The organism is Streptomyces sp. NPDC001027, assembly GCF_040299045.1.
Lineage (GTDB): Bacteria > Actinomycetota > Actinomycetes > Streptomycetales > Streptomycetaceae > Streptomyces.
On sequence record NZ_JBEPBI010000081.1, the window covers coordinates 17,176 to 33,500 of the forward strand.

General features: G+C 72.8%; 16 protein-coding genes and 1 pseudogene. 11 read left to right on the forward strand and 6 right to left on the reverse strand.

All coding sequences use genetic code 11. The annotated features are described in order from the left end of the window. Window positions 1-86 precede the first annotated feature (86 nt). Complete coding sequence (gene mgrA, locus ABT300_RS22380) at window positions 87-1,079, forward strand: L-glyceraldehyde 3-phosphate reductase (protein WP_351678491.1); 993 nt, start codon at window positions 87-89, stop codon at window positions 1,077-1,079. A gap of 355 nt (window positions 1,080-1,434) precedes the next feature. Here the strand turns inward: mgrA and ABT300_RS22385 are convergent, their stop codons facing one another. Continuing rightward, a complete protein-coding gene (locus ABT300_RS22385; protein ID WP_351678494.1) occupies window positions 1,435-1,818 on the reverse strand; it encodes a nuclear transport factor 2 family protein in 384 nt (127 codons plus the stop codon). A gap of 307 nt (window positions 1,819-2,125) precedes the next feature. Here ABT300_RS22385 and ABT300_RS22390 point away from each other — a divergent pair, with 307 nt between their 5' ends. The 4 genes and pseudogenes from ABT300_RS22390 (at window position 2,126) to ABT300_RS22405 (ending at window position 6,720) form a co-directional block, all read left to right on the forward strand. Beyond that, window positions 2,126-2,536 carry a hypothetical protein gene (locus ABT300_RS22390; protein ID WP_351678497.1) on the forward strand — a complete coding sequence of 137 codons (411 nt, stop codon included), beginning with the start codon at window positions 2,126-2,128 and terminating at the stop codon, window positions 2,534-2,536. A 67-nt stretch (window positions 2,537-2,603) separates the two neighbouring features. Then, window positions 2,604-4,943: an ABC transporter ATP-binding protein/permease gene (locus tag ABT300_RS22395; protein WP_351678500.1), complete on the forward strand. Its 2,340-nt coding sequence runs from the start codon at window positions 2,604-2,606 to the stop codon at window positions 4,941-4,943. An 8-nt stretch (window positions 4,944-4,951) separates the two neighbouring features. Then, window positions 4,952-5,455, forward strand: a pseudogene (locus ABT300_RS22400) (hypothetical protein); the annotation flags it as partial. 284 nt (window positions 5,456-5,739) lie between these two features. Continuing rightward, window positions 5,740-6,720: a serine/threonine-protein kinase gene (locus ABT300_RS22405; protein WP_351678503.1), complete on the forward strand. Its 981-nt coding sequence runs from the start codon at window positions 5,740-5,742 to the stop codon at window positions 6,718-6,720. A 96-nt stretch (window positions 6,721-6,816) separates the two neighbouring features. On the opposite strand, the gene ABT300_RS22410 is transcribed toward ABT300_RS22405, so the two are convergent. Further along, window positions 6,817-8,091 (reverse strand): streptophobe family protein, encoded by a 1,275-nt coding sequence (locus tag ABT300_RS22410; RefSeq protein ID WP_351678506.1) that lies wholly within the window; start codon window positions 8,089-8,091, stop codon window positions 6,817-6,819. A 241-nt stretch (window positions 8,092-8,332) separates the two neighbouring features. Here ABT300_RS22410 and ABT300_RS22415 point away from each other — a divergent pair, with 241 nt between their 5' ends. Together ABT300_RS22415 and ABT300_RS22420 are read left to right on the forward strand one after the other, a co-directional pair. Continuing rightward, window positions 8,333-9,631, forward strand: a complete 1,299-nt coding sequence (locus ABT300_RS22415; protein ID WP_351678509.1) for a DUF6777 domain-containing protein — start codon at window positions 8,333-8,335, stop codon at window positions 9,629-9,631. A gap of 184 nt (window positions 9,632-9,815) precedes the next feature. Further along, on the forward strand, window positions 9,816-10,262 hold the full coding sequence (locus ABT300_RS22420) for an ATP-binding protein (protein WP_351678512.1): 447 nt from the start codon (window positions 9,816-9,818) through the stop codon (window positions 10,260-10,262). Window positions 10,263-10,310: 48 nt separating this feature from the next. On the opposite strand, the gene ABT300_RS22425 is transcribed toward ABT300_RS22420, so the two are convergent. Continuing rightward, entirely contained in the window at window positions 10,311-11,201 is an 891-nt protein-coding gene (locus ABT300_RS22425; RefSeq protein WP_351678515.1) for an RNA polymerase sigma factor SigF, read from the reverse strand. Window positions 11,202-11,430: 229 nt separating this feature from the next. Here ABT300_RS22425 and ABT300_RS22430 point away from each other — a divergent pair, with 229 nt between their 5' ends. Next, window positions 11,431-11,874, forward strand: coding sequence for a helix-turn-helix domain-containing protein (locus ABT300_RS22430; RefSeq protein ID WP_351678518.1), 444 nt, complete (start codon window positions 11,431-11,433; stop codon window positions 11,872-11,874). A gap of 21 nt (window positions 11,875-11,895) precedes the next feature. Here ABT300_RS22430 and ABT300_RS22435 read toward each other — a convergent pair whose 3' ends face one another. Continuing rightward, window positions 11,896-12,498: a ClpP family protease gene (locus ABT300_RS22435; RefSeq protein WP_351678520.1), complete on the reverse strand. Its 603-nt coding sequence runs from the start codon at window positions 12,496-12,498 to the stop codon at window positions 11,896-11,898. Between the two features lies 1 nt (window position 12,499). Beyond that, on the reverse strand, window positions 12,500-13,138 hold the full coding sequence (locus ABT300_RS22440) for an ATP-dependent Clp protease proteolytic subunit (protein WP_351678523.1): 639 nt from the start codon (window positions 13,136-13,138) through the stop codon (window positions 12,500-12,502). A gap of 200 nt (window positions 13,139-13,338) precedes the next feature. Here ABT300_RS22440 and ABT300_RS22445 point away from each other — a divergent pair, with 200 nt between their 5' ends. Next, window positions 13,339-13,821, forward strand: coding sequence for a VOC family protein (locus tag ABT300_RS22445; protein WP_351678525.1), 483 nt, complete (start codon window positions 13,339-13,341; stop codon window positions 13,819-13,821). Here ABT300_RS22445 and ABT300_RS22450 read toward each other — a convergent pair. Continuing rightward, on the reverse strand, window positions 13,806-14,735 hold the full coding sequence (locus ABT300_RS22450) for an aminoglycoside phosphotransferase family protein (protein ID WP_351678527.1): 930 nt from the start codon (window positions 14,733-14,735) through the stop codon (window positions 13,806-13,808). The two genes, ABT300_RS22445 and ABT300_RS22450, sit on opposite strands and share 16 nt — an antisense overlap. Before the next feature lie 179 nt (window positions 14,736-14,914). Here ABT300_RS22450 and ABT300_RS22455 point away from each other — a divergent pair, with 179 nt between their 5' ends. Next, window positions 14,915-15,712 carry a VOC family protein gene (locus ABT300_RS22455; protein WP_351678529.1) on the forward strand — a complete coding sequence of 266 codons (798 nt, stop codon included), beginning with the start codon at window positions 14,915-14,917 and terminating at the stop codon, window positions 15,710-15,712. Window positions 15,713-15,784: 72 nt separating this feature from the next. Next, window positions 15,785-16,325: ribonuclease H family protein (locus ABT300_RS22460; RefSeq protein WP_351678531.1), on the forward strand; the 541-nt coding region annotated here is incomplete at its 3' end.

Here is a 16,325-nt window from a genome sequence, read left to right on the forward strand (position 1 = left end):
CCCGCACGCGGAGCCAGAGTGGGTGGCGGTCCACCGGAGTGATCTTCCCGGACCCGACCGTCGTGCCAACCCCCTCTGGAGTCGCGTTGTACACCGCACACCCCGACCGTTACGCGGACATGCCCTACCGGCGCACCGGACGCAGCGGCCTGAAGCTCCCCGCGCTGTCGCTCGGCCTGTGGCACAACTTCGGCCCGGACCGCCCGGCCGAGACGCAGCGGGCCATCCTGCGCCGTGCCTTCGACCTCGGCATCACCCACTTCGACCTGGCCAACAACTACGGCCCGCCGCCCGGCGCCGCCGAGTCCGCGCTGGGCGGGTTCCTGAAGAGCGACTTCGCGGCGTACCGCGACGAACTGGTGATCTCCACCAAGGCCGGCTATCTGATGTGGCCCGGTCCGTACGGCGAGTGGGGCTCGCGCAAGTACGTGCTGTCCTCGCTGGACCAGAGCCTGAAGCGGATGGGGCTGGACTACGTCGACGTCTTCTACTCGCACCGCCCGGACCCGGAGACTCCGCTGGAGGAGACGATGGGGGCCCTGCACTCGGCGGTGCAGCAGGGCAAGGCGCTCTACGTCGGCGTCTCCAACTACTCCGCGGAGCAGACCCGGGAGGCGGCCCGGATCCTCGGCGAACTGGGCACCCCGCTCCTCATCCACCAGCCGCGCTACTCCATGCTCGACCGCCGCCCGGAGAGCGAGGGCCTGCTGGACGCCCTGGACGAGCTCCAGGTCGGGTCGATCGTGTTCTCGCCGCTGGAGCAGGGACTGCTGACCGGCCGCTACCTGAACGGCATCCCGGAGGACTCCCGGGCGGCGAGCGACAGCCCGTTCCTGAAGTCCGAGGCGGTCACCGAGGAGCTCGTCGGCAAGCTGCGCGCCCTCGACGAGATCGCGAAGTCCCGCGGCCAGTCCCTCGCCCAGCTCGCGCTCGCCTGGGTGCTGCGCGGCGGCCGGGTGACCTCCGCACTGGTCGGCGCGAGCAGCGCCCGCCAGATCGAGGACAGCGTCGGCGCGCTGGCCCGCCTGGACTTCGAGGCCGAGGAGCTGTCCCGGATCGACGCGGTGATCAACGGCTGAGCCGTTCCGCCGGACGGCCCTCACGGGTTGCCCTCTGCATTTCGGACGGGCCGCGCACCCCGGTTTCCACGAGGAGCCGTCGCGTCCGGATAGAGTGACGGAATCGGGCCGGACGGCGCAATTCCAGCCCTGTCCGCCGGGCGCGTGCGCGGCGCGCTGATCATCGGTGAGAACGCCTGCGCAGGACGCCGGTGAGAACGACCGCGCAGGACGCCGGTGAATTCGGCATTCCGTATTCCGTTTTCCCGCCCGGGCCGTCGTTCGCGTGCGTGATGCATGCCCCCGCCCGCAGCGGTCGTACGGCGGTCTCACGCCGTGGCGACCGCCGCGGCGGGGGAATTCGCCGCTCTCGGAGTCAGGCTCCGGCCGGCACCCGGTCCAGGAATCCCAGGACCGACGTGATCCGGTCCTGCGCGTCCAGGGTGATGACGTCGGATCCGGCCACCGGCGCGACGCCCGCGGCCTCGCTCACCAGTTCCCAGGAGAACCGGGCCGTGTCGTGGTGGCCGTCGACCGCGCCAAAGAGCCGGAAGACGAAGCCCGGGAACTGCGCGTGCGCCGCCGTGACCAGGGCCGCGATCTCCTCGTGGCCGCGGACCTCGGCGAGCGGGTCGGTGTACCCCCCTCCCACGGCCCATGCGGCGGCGACGGCCTTCGCCAGGGTCTCGGGCTCCCGTGCGTTCCAGGCCTCGAAGTAGCGGGCGACGGCGTTCTCGTAGCGGTCGGTGTTCGCGGACATGGGAAATCAGCCCCCGGGAAGGTCGTCGATACTGGTCAGGTCCCGGATTCCGGCCTTCGCCGATCCGGTGTGACCACCTTGCCCGCGCCCGCCTCCCGGGTCGATTACCCGCCGGGTAATGACGGCGCCCGGCAAAGCTCGCCGCATTTCGGCCATGAACCAGGGGGAATATGCCAGGAGACTGGCCAAAAAGACGTGGTGACAGTGATTCAGCAGTGAACATACTCGAACGTCGGGGGCAGTTTCCCCACAGGAGCCGCACGGAAAGCGAGGCGCGACCGGCAAGCGAGCACCGGGGGAGAGGGACGTGCACGACGAATTCCTGTGCCATGTCACCGCGTACGGCGTCTGTGACGGCCGGCGCATCGGCGTACCGCTGGGCACCTATCGCGCGCCGACGCTGGCGCTCGCCCTGTGGTGGCTGCGGGACCGGGCCTCCTGGATGGCGGAACGACTGGATCCGCTGCCCGAGAGCGAGTATTTCCCGCCGGGCGCGCTCGTCCCCGTCGCCGACACCGTGCAGGACGTGCCCGGGCTGCTGCGGGCCTGGTGCGCCGACACGGGCCGACAGGAACTGGTGGCCGACGAGCTGGCGGGCGGCAGGCTGGTGCGGATCGCGATCAGCGACGACACCACCGAGTACGAGCTCCTCGCCGAGTCCGTCGACGCACTGCGCATGCAGCGCACCGTCCCGGCCCTCGTCCTCCCGGTCGGCTGACGGTCCACCGGCCCGGCCGCGCACCTCCCGTCAGGCACACAAAGGCGCCAATCGATAGAATTCAGGCATGACGGAGCGGCCGGTCTCCTCGACTGCGCCCGAACTCGTGCTGGAGACCGAGACGGGCTCGACTCTGCTGATCCCGGGCCACGACTACCGCCTCGGGCGGGACCCGCAGAGCGACGTCGTCATCGACGACACCCGCGTCTCCTGGCACCACGCGGTGCTGCGCCCCGACGGCGACCACTGGACCCTCGAGGACGACCACAGCACCAACGGCACCTACGCCGACGGCCGTCAGATCCACGAGTGGGGCGTCGGCCCCGGCAGCGTGATCCGCTTCGGCAGCCCGTCCGACGGACCCCGCGTCGTCCTGTCCGGCCTGGCTCCGGTGGCGCCCGAGCGGCCGTCCGCCGTCTCCATGCCCGCCCTGACCGGCACCTTCCGGCAGCCCACCCACGTCCGGCCGCTGCCCCCGCGCACCGTGCGGATCGGCCGCGCCGTCGACAACGAACTCGTCGTCGACGACCTCGTCGTCTCCCGCCGGCACGCCGAACTGCGCGCACTGCCCGACGGCGGCCACGAGATCGTCGACCTCGGCAGCCACAACGGCACGTACCTCAACGGGCTGCCCGTCGACCGCGCCCCGGTCGGCCCCGGCGACATCGTCGGCATCGGCCACTCGGCGTTCTGTCTGGTCGGCGACCAGCTCCAGGAGTACGTCGACACCGGTGAGGTCTCCCTCGACGTGCAGGACCTGACGGTCACCGTCGACCGCGGCCGCAAGGTGCTCCTCGACCACGTGTCGTTCCCGGTGGGGGAGAAGTGCCTGCTCGCCGTCGTCGGGCCCAGCGGCGCGGGCAAGTCCACACTGCTCGGCGCCCTCACCGGCCAGCGCCCCGCGGGCCACGGCACCGTGGTCTACGACGGCCGCGACCTCTACCGCGACTACGCCGAGCTGCGCCAGCGCATCGGCCTCGTCCCGCAGGACGACATCCTGCACGCCCAGCTGACCGTGCGCAGCGCCCTCGCCTACGCCGCCGAACTGCGCTTTCCGCAGGACACCGCCAAGGCGGAGCGCCGCGAGCGGGTCGAGGAGGTCATCCGTGAACTCGGTCTCCAGGAGCGCGCCGACCAGCCGGTGCACAGCCTCTCCGGCGGGCAGCGCAAGCGCGTCAGCGTGGCCCTGGAACTGCTCACCAAGCCCTCGCTGCTCTTCCTCGACGAGCCGACGTCCGGTCTCGACCCCGGGATGGACCGCTCGGTGATGCACATGCTGCGCGGCCTCGCCGACGACGGCCGCACCGTCATCGTCGTCACGCACAGCGTCCTCAGCCTCGACGTCTGCGACCGGCTGCTGGTGCTCGCGCCCGGCGGCAAGGTCGCCTACTACGGGCCGCCCGAGGACGCGCTCGCCTTCTTCGGCTTCGAGCAGTGGCCCGAGGCCTTCGAGGCCTTCGAGCGCGACCAGGACCGGGACTGGGCGGGGGAGTACCGCGACTCGCCGTCGCGCCGGCGCTACGTCCTCGACGACAGCGAACAGCCCCGGCTGCCGCGGTCCGGACCGGTGATCATGCTGCCGCCGCCGCGGCCCCGCAGCCGGAGCGCCCAGGTCGGCACCCTGGTGCGCCGCTACACCTCCGCCCTCGCCGCCGACCGCACCTTCCTCGCCATTATGATCGCGCTGCCGTTCGTCATGGGCGTCATGGCCCGGGCCCTCGCGGGCGGCGAGCTGACCCGGGACACGGCGATGAACGCGCTGCTCATCCTGTGCGTCGGCGGAGTCCTGACCGGAGCCGCCAACGCGGTGCGCGAACTCGTCAAGGAACGCGTGATCTACCAGCGGGAACGCGCCGTGGGCCTGTCCAGATCGGCGTACCTGATGTCCAAGGTCGTGGTGCTGGGCACGGTGACCGTCGTGCAGGCGGTGGTCCTCACCCAGGTCGCGCTGCTCGGCGTCGACCTGCACGCGCCCGGCGGCGAGGGCGTGTTGATGCCGCCCCTCGTCGAGATCACCGTCGCCGTGGCGCTGCTGTCGTTCACCGCGATGATGCTCGGGCTCCTGGTCTCCGCGGTGGTGCGCAAGGAGGAGGTGACGATGCCGCTGCTGGTGCTGCTCGCCATCGTCCAGGTGGTCTTCTGCGGGGCGCTGCTGCAACTGAGCGGTGTGCCCGGCCTGGACCAGCTGTCGTGGCTGGTGCCCTCGCGGTGGGCGCTCGGCGCGATGGCCGGCACCATCGGGCTGTCCCGGATCGTGCCCGGCGACCTCACCGGCGACCCGCTGTTCGAGCACTCGGCCGGGACCTGGCTGCTGGACGTGGGCATGCTCATCCTGCTGTCGGCGGCCTTCGGATTCATCGTCTCCCGGCTGCTGCGCCGGCACGAGCCCGCGGTGATGCGGAAGTAGGGCGGCGCATGACGACTCCCGGATTCAGCCCGACGCACGTCGTCCCCCAGCACGGCATGCCCGCCTGGGAGGAGCCCGATCCGGCCCGTCCCACCATGCCGCTCGACCCGTTGCTGCCGGTCCGGCTCCTGGAGCGGCGCGGCGACTGGGGACGCGTGCTGTGCTCCAACGGCTGGTCGGCCTGGGTGGACGGCCGCTGTCTGGTCGCCGTCCCCCAGGACCCGCCCCGTGCCGGCGGCCCGCACACGACCGCGGCCGACCCCCGTCCCCTCCTCGACCGTGCCGAACAGGCCCTGGCCCGGTACCGGGCGGCGGTGGAGGATCTGGCGGACGGCGGCCTCGACGGCGAGTCCTTCCGCCGCCGCACCCAAGGGCTGCGGCTCGGCGTGGTCGTCGACGGCGAGGACGTCTGGATGTACGACTCCGTCGCCGGACGCTGGGTGTACGGCGACGGGAGCCGCCTCAGCACATACGCGACGGACCGTGGGCCGCACGCGGCGGCGGCCGAGCCGTCGGACCCGTCGGACGCGTCGGAGGGCCTCGACCAGCATCGCCGTCGAGACCGAGACCCGGACCGCGACCGCGACTGGGACCGAGAGCGCGACTGGGACCGAGACCGGGACAGGGATCGGGGTCAGCACCGGGACCGGGGTCGAGACCGGGACCGGGACCGCAGAGGGGACCGCGTCGGGGACCATGACCAGGGCCGAGACCGGGCCGGGGACCGTGAGCAGGGCCGGCAGCAGGACCTCGACCACACCGTCACCCGGATCGTGAACCGGGACCGGAGACCCTGATGGCGCACACGACCAGCCCCTTCTCCGGCCGGCCCTCCGAACTGGTCGGGCGGCAGGTGGCCGGCTACCGCATCGAGCGCGAGATCGGCCGCGGCGGCATGGCCGTCGTCTACCGCGCCCACGACCTGCGCCTGGACCGGACGGTCGCGCTGAAGCTGCTCGCGCCGGAGCTGGCCCGCAACGACGTGTTCCGCAAGCGGTTCACCCATGAGTCGCGGGCGGCCGCGGCGATCGACCACCCGCACATCGTGCCCGTCTTCGAGGCGGACGAGACCGACGGCGTGCTGTACATCGCGATGCGCTACGTCGAGGGCAGCGACCTGCGCCATCTGCTCGACCGGCAGGGTCCGCTGCCGCTGGCGAAGGCCGTCCGCATCGCCGCGCAGATCGCCTCGGCGCTGGACGCGGCCCACGAGCACGGGCTAGTGCACCGGGACGTCAAGCCCGGCAACATCCTGGTGGCCCGGGGCACCGACACCGACCATCCCGAGCACGCCTATCTCACCGACTTCGGGCTGACGAAGAAGTCGCTGTCCCTGACCGGGTTCACCACGGTCGGCCAGTTCGTCGGCACGCTCGACTACGTCTCGCCCGAGCAGATCTCCGGCCGCCCCGTCGACGGCCGCTGCGACGTGTACGGCTTCGCCTGCGTCGTCTACGAGTGCCTCGCGGGCCGTCCGCCCTTCCTCCGCGACGACGACATGGCGCTGCTGTGGGCCCACCAGAACGCCGACCCGCCGCTGCTGACACAGACCCGGCCCGACCTGCCGGCGCATGTGGACCGGGTGTTCGTCCGGGCCCTCGCGAAGAGCCCCGACGACCGTCAGGACACCTGCGGCGCGTTCGTCGCCGAGCTGAGGTCGACGGGAGGGCGCGAGCACCCGGCGGCTCACCCGCCGACGGAACTGGTCGACGCCCTGCCGTCGGCGCCCGAGCCTCCGCTCTGGGCGCGCCCGGTGTTCGGCGGCCGCCGGCCCTGATCCCGGGCCCCGCGGATCCGCCTGATCCCGGGCCCCGCAGGTCCTGAGCCCAGGCGGTCCTGCGGGCCCTACGCGACCGCGACCGCGACGGCGGCGTCAGCGCGGCGGGGGCTGCGTTCCCCGGCGGCGGACAAGGCCGGCCAGCAGGCCGCCCAGGAGCCCGGCGACCAGGCCCCACAACGCGGCGAGGCCCAGGGCCGACCACAGACGGGGCCGCAGGTACAGCTCCCCTGACAGGTTGCCGCCGAGGTCGCCGAGCCCGAGCACGGACAGGCCGTAGTGCGCGAGGACCCGGCAGACCAGGCAGATCATCAGCACCGTGAGCACCAGGGCGACGGCCATGTGCAGGGCATGCCGCCAGGCCGCCATGCCCGGCGGTGAGTGCGCCGCCATCAGGAACCCCGCCCCCAGCAGCAGAACCGCGTCCACCACGACCAGCCACCAGACCCGGCCGTCGTACGCGGCAAGGGCGCCGAGGTCGAGCTGTGCCGTCTCCTTGCCGCGCAGCACCTCGTCCAGCACATGCGGCATCGGCAGCCCGAAGGGCCCCTCCACCCGGCCGTCCCACGTGGCGCCCAGTCCGACGGTGAACGTCAGCCACACCAGGTTGGGCAGGCCGAGCAGGATCACCGCGAGGGTCTCGGCGGCGTGTCCACGGGTCGCCGCGACGACGAGCGCGATGACGACGCCCAGGGCGACGCAGACCAGCAGCAGCACGACCATCGCATGCGCAGCCGGTCGCACCGGCTCCTGGAAGCGCAGCAACCGGGCCGGCAACGGCGCGCCGCGCGCGACCAGCTGGGCCAGCACCAGCACTCCGGCCAGCCACAGCAGTCCGACCAGGACCGTCACCGCCACGTCCGTCCTGAAGCCGACCTCGGGACCGACGTCGAACAGGTCGCCCAGATCGCTCAGGGCGCCGTCGCCGAGGGAGACCTTGAAGGTCTGGCGGGCGGCGAACGACAGGCCGAGCAGACCGAGCAGCCACCCGACGGCGATCCGGGCCGCCCAGCCGGCCAGCTCGGCGGCCCCGACGACCGCCCGGTGGCGCAGCGGCCACAGGAATCCGGCGCCGACGACGAGCGCCCCGACGAGGGTCACGGAGAGCGGGATCACCGTCAGGCCGGCGTCGGTCTCGGCGAGGCCGCCCGCGTCGCCGACGAGTTCGACCGTGCCGCCGACGGCCGTGACGACGGTCGCCGCGATCACCCGGGGGAAGGCCCCCTCGGGCAGATCCGCGGCCCCGGCCGCCCACAGTCCCAGTGCGGCCGTCACGCCCATGGCGATCAGCCCGGCCAGCGCTGTGACGACCGCGCGCCCCCAGCCGTGCGTCGGGGATCCTGCCTGGTCGTGGGGGGTCTGCGCACTCACCCTGCCACGCTAAGCAGCGCGGGGGGAGTGCGCCCGTCGGGAGGGACCGTACGGGCCGCCCGGCTTGCGGGCGGCGCCCGACCGGAGCACACAATGGTCGTGGTGGAAGAAAGCGGCGCATATCGGATGATTCCGGTTTGCGCCGGTCGCACGTCCCGCAGGCGCGCGGTCCCGCCGGCGCCGCCGATCGCCTCGGCTCCGTCGGACACCGTGCCGCGGGAACCCCATGTCGGGAGTGCTCGTGAGCGTCGAACCGCCGTCGTCCGGCCGTCCTTCGGAACCGCCCACGGAACCGTCCGGGCGGCCGACCGGTCCCCCCTCCGGTCCGCTGTCCTCGGGTTCCTCGCAGCCGCCCCAGGGCCCGCCCTCCCCGCCGTCCGGCGGCGACTTCGGAGCGGGCTCAGGGCCGCCGCACCGGCCGTGGTGGAAGTCCGCGCCCCGGATCGCGCTGATCACCGTCGCCGTCGTGGCCGCCACCGCTCTCGCCCTCGTGCTGACCCTGCCCGGCGGCGGCACGTCCGACCAGGCCGGCGAGGTGTTCATGCAGCCGGCCGGCGAGGTCGGCCCCGACCCCGTGACCACGACCTCCGCGACGAAGGCGTCCGTCCCGCCCGCCACGGTCGCCCCGTCGGGCTCGGCCCCGGCCCAGAACACCGTGCCCGCCGTCCGCGGCGGCGAGCCCGGACTGTACGGCGGCACCCGCAACGTCGCCAGCTGCGACGTGGAGCAGCAGATCACGGCTCTCCAGCAGGCGCCCCAGAAGAACGCGGCGTTCGCCTCGGTGGTCGGGATCGCCCCGGCCGGCGTCCCCGCCTATCTGCGTTCTCTCACCTCGGTGCAGCTGCGCCTGGACACCCGGGTCACCAACCACGGATACCGCGACGGCCGCGCCACGTCCTACCAGGCGATCCTGCAGGCCGGCACGGCCGTGCTGGTCGACCGGCTCGGCGTGCCCCGGGTGCGCTGCGCCTGCGGAAACCCGCTGACCCCGCCCGTCGCCCAGCAGAGCGGGTACCGGCGGACGGGCCGGTCGTGGCCCACGTACAGCCCCGCGACCACCGTCACGGTCATGCCGTCGACGACCGTGATCAAGGTCTTCGTCCTCTACGACCCCCACGACTCCCACCACTGGTTCGCCCGCCGGCCGGGCGACGACGGAGGCAAGGACCGGCCCACGCGCCCCCCGGCGCACAGGACGCCGTCCATCATCGTCGCCCCGCCGAGCTCCCTGACCAGCCCCGCGTCTCCGCCGTGCGCGTCGCCGGCGACCGGTGACACGCACGGCGCCAGCCCGCCGGGATGCGTCCTGCCGCCGTCGTCCGGCTCGTCCACCGAGAAGCCGTCGTCCAAGCCGCCGTCCTCCGAGTCCCCGAGCTCGAAGCCGCCGTCCTCCGAGCCGCCGAGTTCCGAGCCGCCGTCGTCGAAGCCGCCGTCCTCGAAGCCGCCGTCGTCCGAAGCGCCGGCGTCGCCCTCGCCGCCGAGCTCGCTGTCCGAGCTGTCGAGCGCGCCCGGCAGCTCGCTCTCGGCGCTGTCGCAGTAGACCGCGGCCGACCGGCCGTGAGCAGCCCTCACCTCGCTCACGGCCGGGGCCGCCCGCACTGTGAGGTACGGCATGGCCGTAGCCTTAACAGGTCAGACATGACGGGGACTGCACGGCGCGGCACGGGGTACGAGCACTGGTGCACAGCAGCGTCCGGACAGTCCGGCCTCCGAGAGAGAACTGCATGATCGAGCACCTGGACGGGGCAGTGATACCGACTGGTTTCGACGTACCCGTGGAACCGCTGCGGCGCGCGGCGCACTACACGGGAGACCCCGGCTGCATAGCCGAGGCGCGTGCCTTCGCCGCGCACTTCGTCGACCAGCTCAGGACCGAGTGGTGCGCCACGGTGGGCGACCGCGTGTGCGGTGAGGTGATGCTGGTGGTCAGCGAACTGGTCACCAACGCCGACCGGCACAGCAACGGGCCGTACATCCTCGAGCTCGAAGGCACCGAGGCCTCGGTCACCGTGAGCGTCTACGACAGCAGCGACGCCCTGCCCATGCGTTACCCCAAGGACCCCGAGCGGGTCGGCCGGCACGGCCTGGAGATCGTGCACGCGGTGGCCGTGCAGGTCACCGCCGAGCGCGTGCCGGTCGGCAAGCGGGTCTGCGCCGTGCTCAGCTTCTGACGTCAGGCCGGGCGCAGCGCGCGCCGGTCCGGCCTGGCCGCGGACGGGTCAGGCGCAGCCCAGCTCGCCCAGCATCCCCTGGCGCAGCCGCCCGATGATCCGCTTGATCAGGCGGGACACGTGCATCTGGGAGCAGCCGAGACGCTCGCCGATCTCCGACTGGGTGGCCTCCTCCACGAACCGCAGATGGATGATCCGCCGGTCGCGCTCGCTGAGTTCCGCCATGAGCGGGGCGAGCGAGTGGAAGTCGTCGACGAGCCCCAGCCTGTCCTCCTCCACGCCGATGAAGTCCGCGAGGACCGACTCGCCCCGCTCGGAGCCGTCGCCGGCGGTGAGCGCCGCGTCGAGCGAGGAGGAGGTGTAGCCGTTGGCGGCGATCTGCGCCTCGACCACCTGCTCGGGCGCGAGGTTCATCAGCGTGGCCAGCTCCGCCGCCGTCGGTTCCCGGTCCAGCCGGCTGGAGAGCTCTTCGCGCGCCTTCGCCAGCTCGACGCGCAGCTCCTGGAGCCGCCGCGGGACGTGCACCGCCCATGTCGTGTCCCGGAAGAACCGCTTGATCTCGCCGACGATGTACGGCAGCGCGAACGACGTGAACTCGACCTCGCGCGCGACCTCGAACCGGTCGATGGCCTTGATCAGGCCGATCATCCCGGTCTGCACGAGGTCCTCCATGTCGTCCCCGCGGCCCCGGAACCGGCCCGCCGCGAAGCGCACCAGGGACATGTTCATCTCGATGAGGGTGTTGCGCGCGTACTGGTGCTCGGGCGTGCCCTCCTCGAGGCCGGCCAGCCGTCGGAAGAACTGGCGGGACAGTTCGCGCGCGTCGCGCGGAGCCACGCTCCGCGGCGCCTCGACGCCGGGCAGCGCAGCGTCGTGCGGTCCTGCCCCGGCGGCGTTCTCGACGACCTCGGCCTTCGACCGGACAACGGCGGTCTGCATGGCCTCTCCCTCGAACGTCGGGTACTCGGTCACCGTGCCCCGTCACGGTTCGGCGTGCGTCGTGCTCGCTGCGTGAGCGGGCGCCCGCACGCGAGACCGCACGCGGGACCGCTCGCGGATGCGGGTACCCGCCCACGCGCGACCCATGCGTACGGGGCGGGACGCCGATTCCACCCAGGGCGCAACGCCTCCCCCTTCCCGGGGCGGCCCGCTCTCCTAGGCTGGGCAGGTGAGCCACCAGACGCCGAACCGAGCCCGCGTGATCCCGCTGCGCCCGCCTGCCGGGCGCCAGGACGCCGCCGCCCCCGCCGTCCCCCCGCCCGCCGTCCCCGCCGCGGCGCCCGGGACCGTCTCCCGGCCGACGCCCCGCGAACCGCTGTTGCGCGACCTCGTCGGAGACGTCCTGCGCCGTGAACGCCAGGCACAGGAGCGCACGTTGAAGGACGTCGCCGACGAGGCGCGCATCTCCATGCCGTACCTCTCGGAGGTGGAGCGGGGCCGAAAGGAGGCCTCCTCGGAGGTGCTCGCGGCCGCAGCCCAGGCCCTGGGTCTCAGCCTGGGCGACCTGCTGGCCCGAACCCAGGGAGAGTTGGCCCGGCACGCCGCCCGGCGCGCGGTGCGCAGCCGGGCGACGACCGCCCCGAGGCACGACGGGCTCTGCCTGGCCGCCTGACGAGCCGCGCGGGCCGGCGTCTCACACCGTCAGGGGGCGCCGGCTCAGCACCTCGTCGGCGAGGCCGTACGCGACCGCCTCCTGTGCGGTGAACACCTTGTCGCGGTCCATGTCCGCGCGCAGCGTCGCGATGTCGTGGCCGGTGTGCCGGGCCAGCACCTCCTCCACCTGGGCGCGGATGCGGACCATCTCCTTGGCCTGCAGCGCGAGATCCGAGACCGTGCCCTGCCGGCCGCCGCTGGCAGGCTGCCCCAGCAGCACGCGCGCGTGCTCCAGCACGAGCCGGCGGCCGGGATCGCCGCCCGCCAGCAGCACGGCCGCCGTCGAGGCCGCCTGTCCGACGCACAGCGTCGCGATCGGCGCCCGGACGAACGTCATCGTGTCGTAGATCGCCATCAGCGAGGTGAACGAGCCGCCCGGGGAGTTGAGGTAGATCGAGATCTCGCTCTCCGGGGACGCCGCCTCCAGATGCAGGAGCTGCGCGATCACCACGTTGGCGACGCCGTCGTCGATCTCGGTGCCGAGGAAGATGATCCGCTCGGACAGCAGCCGGCTGAACACGTCGTAGGACCGCTCGCCCTGCGGGGTCCGCTCGACCACGTTCGGAATCGTGTAGGTCCCCATGTCACAGCCCCATCCGTCGCTTCTGCGCGGCCGGGCGGACGTCCGCGAGGGACTCCACGACCCGGTCCACCATCCCGTACTCCCTGGCCTCCTCGGCCGTGAACCAGCGGTCGCGGTCGCCGTCCCGCGAGATGGTCTGCGGGGACTGCCCGGTGTGCTCGGCGGTGATCCGCTCGATGGTCCGCTTGGTGTGCTCCAGGTTCTCCGCCTGGATCTCGATGTCCGCCGTGGTGCCGCCGATCCCGGCCGACGGCTGGTGCATCATGACGCGCGCGTTCGGCAGCGCGAACCGTTTGCCGGCCGCGCCCACGCTGAGCAGGAACTGCCCCATGCTGGCCGCGAATCCCATCACGAGGGTCGACACGTCGTTGGGGATCAGCCGCATCGTGTCGTAGATGGCGAGCCCGGCGTGCACGGATCCGCCGGGACTGTTGATGTACAGGCCGATGTCGGTGCGCGGGTCCTCCGCCGACAGGATCAGCAGCTGCGCGCAGACCCGGTTCGCGGACACCTCGTCGACCTGGGTGCCCAGCAGCACGATGCGCTGGCCGAGCAGTTGGGCGGCGAGGTGGTCGTCGAAGCGGGAGGGCGCGGTGTCGCCCTCCGCGGCGCGGGGAGCGAGCGTGGTGAGTGGAGTCATCGGGTCTCCTCGTCGTGGCGTGATGCCGTCGACTTCACTCTCGACGCCGAGGGCCGCCCGCACGCCGGTTCTCTGCCCGTGGCAGATCCGCCGAGGGCAGATCCGTCGAGGGGCGAGCGGGCGACACGGGGGCCGAGCGATGAGTTTCCGCACGGGCGGGAGTCGATACTGGCGACCGCGTTCCCACCCAGGAGGTGCTCATGACCACCGACGGATTCACCACGTGTCTCTGGTTCGACGGCCAGGCCGAGGAAGCCGCCCATTTCTACGTCTCGGTCTTCAAGAACTCCAGCATCGGCGCCATCGGACGCTACAACGAGGCCGGCCCCGGCCCGGCCGGATCGGTGCTCGCGGTGGAGTTCACCGCCAACGGGCAGAAGTTCGTCGGCATCAACGGCGGACCGCAGTTCACCTTCAGCGAGGCGATCTCGTTCCAGATCTACTGCGCCGACCAGGCCGAGGTCGACCACTACTGGACCAAGCTCACCGAGAACGGCGGCGAGCCCGGCCCCTGCGGATGGCTCAAGGACAAGTACGGGGTGTCCTGGCAGGTCATCCCCGACGGACTGATCCAGATGATCAGCGACCCCGATCCCGTGAAGTCCGCCCGCACCACCAAGGCCATGTACGCCATGGGCAAGCTCGACGTCGCGGCCCTGAGGAAGGCCTACGACGGCGCGTAGCCACCGCTCGCGCAGGCGTCCACGGACCGGGTCTCGGCCAGGATCTCCCCGATCACGTGCCGGGAGTTCGCCGCCAGCGGCGGATTGGTCTCCCGGTAGTACGGCAGCTGGATCAGGGAGATCGACAGCGCCCAGCCCCGGCCGCGCGCCCACTCGGCGTCGTCCGCGCCCACGGCGTCGCGGAAGACGCCGCGCGCGGACGCGGGCAGCAGGTTCCAGGCGACGATCAGGTCGACCGCCGGGTCGCCCACCCCCGCGCAGCCGAAGTCGATCACCGCGGCGAGCCGCCCGTCCGCGACCAGGACGTTCCCCGGCGAGAGGTCTCCGTGGGCCCAGACCGGCGGCTCCGTGCGGCAGGGGACGCGCAGCGCCTCGTCCCACACGGCGCGCGCCGCCGCGGTGTCGATCTGGCCCTCCAGCAGGGCGAGGGCGTCGCGGGTGGGTCCGTCCCGCTCGGCCAGCGGAACGCCCCGGGGATTCGGCGGTCCGTCCTGCGGCGGGACGGCTCGCAGGGCGGCGATGTAAGCCCCCAGGTCGGCGGCCAGCGACTGCGGCCGCTCGACCGCGCCGGCGACCGGATTACGGCCGTCCAGCCAGCGGTACACCGACCAGGGCCAGGCGAACCCCTCACCCGGCCCGCCCTGCGCCAGCGGTTCGGGCGCGGCCGCCTGCAGCAGCGGCCCCAGCCGCGCCAGCCACCGCTGCTCGTGGGCGACGCTCGCCACGGCCCTGGGATGCCGGGGCAGCCGTACGACCATGTCCTCGCCCAGCCGGAACATCGCGTTCTCGCTCCCCGAGGAGGCCACCCGCCGCAGCGGAAGCCCGGCCCACTGCGGGAACTGGGCGGCGACGAGCCGGCCGACCAGCGAGTCGTCGAGGTCGATCTCGTCGGCGTGCATCCGCATGGCGTTCATGTGTCCCATTCCAGGCGATCGGCGGCGACGCAGTCCAACCATTAAGGGCCCCGCGGGCCGCGACGGGCTGTGCCATGCAGGGGGTGTTCCGGGCGACCCGGGTGTTCGGCGCGCGCTGCGCGGGCGGGGTGGCTAGCGTGAGGAACCGGACAATCCATCTCACCGGGAGGGCCGCCGCCATGGCCGTACGACCAGAGGGAACCCCGTGCTGGGCCGACGCGATGTTCAGCGATGTGGAGGCCGCCAAGCGCTTCTACGGCGAGGTCCTCGGCTGGACCTTCGGCGACGCGTCGTCGGAGTACGGGAACTACACGCAGGCGTACGCCGACGGCAAGGCGGTGGCCGCGGTGGTCCCGCCGATGCCCGGCCAGGAAGGCCAGTCGCAGTGGTGCCTGTACCTGGCCTCCGAGGACGCCGCCGCGACCGCCGGGAAGATCCGCGAGAACGGCGGAGAGGTGCTGATGGAGCCCATGCAGGTGGGCGAATTCGGCACGATGTGCCTGGGCCGCGAGCCGGGCGGCGCGGTGTTCGGCGTGTGGCAGGCCGGCTCCCACGAGGGCTTCGAGGCCCCGCCCGAGCAGCCCGGCGCGTACTGCTGGGCCGAGGTCTTCACCCGCGAACCGGAGCGGACGGACGCGTTCCTCCCGGCCGTGTTCCCGTACACGGCGAAGCAGATGCAGGACGACGCGGTCGACTTCCGGATGTTCGACGTCGGGGGCGACACGGTGCTGGGCCGCATGCGGATGACGGAGGAGTTCCCGCCCGAGGTGCCCTCGTACGTCAACGTCTACTTCACCGTGGACGACTGCGACGCCGCCGTGGCACGGGCGACGAAGAACGGCGGCACCCTGCGCTTCGGCCCGATGGACACCCCGTTCGGACGGTTCGCGGCGATCAGCGACCCGCAGGGCGCGAACTTCTCGATGATCGACGTGACGACCACCGCCGGCGAGATGCCGCAGACCACGGACGTCTGACCGGTCCGGCCGCCGACGCCGTCCGGCCCCGTCCGGCCGGGCGGCAGGGCGGGGGACCCAGCCGGTCATGGCATGATCGGGCGCATGCGTGAACGACTGGTGGCCGCGTGCGACGGGGCTTCGAAGGGAAACCCGGGACCGGCGGCCTGGGCGTGGGTGGTCGCGGACGACACGGAGGCGCCGGACCGCTGGGAGGCGGGCCCGCTCGGCAGGGCCACCAACAACGTCGCCGAACTCACCGCGCTGGAACGCCTGTTGGCGGCCACCGATCCGGCCGTCGCGCTCGAGGTCCGGATGGACTCGCAGTACGCGATGAAGGCGGTCACCACATGGCTGCCCGGCTGGAAGCGCAACGGCTGGAAGACGTCCGCCGGAAAGCCGGTGGCGAACCAGGAGCTGGTCGTCCGCATCGACGAGCTGCTCGAGGGCCGCTCCGTCGACTTCCGCTATGTGCCCGCGCACCAGGTCGACGGCGACCCGCTCAACGACTTCGCGGACCGTGCGGCCAGCCAGGCGGCGGTCGTCCAGCAGCCGGCCGGCAGCGCCCAGGGCTCGCCCGAGCCGCCGGCCTCGCCGGACACCCCGAAGGCGCGGCCCGCCTCGAAGCCGGGCC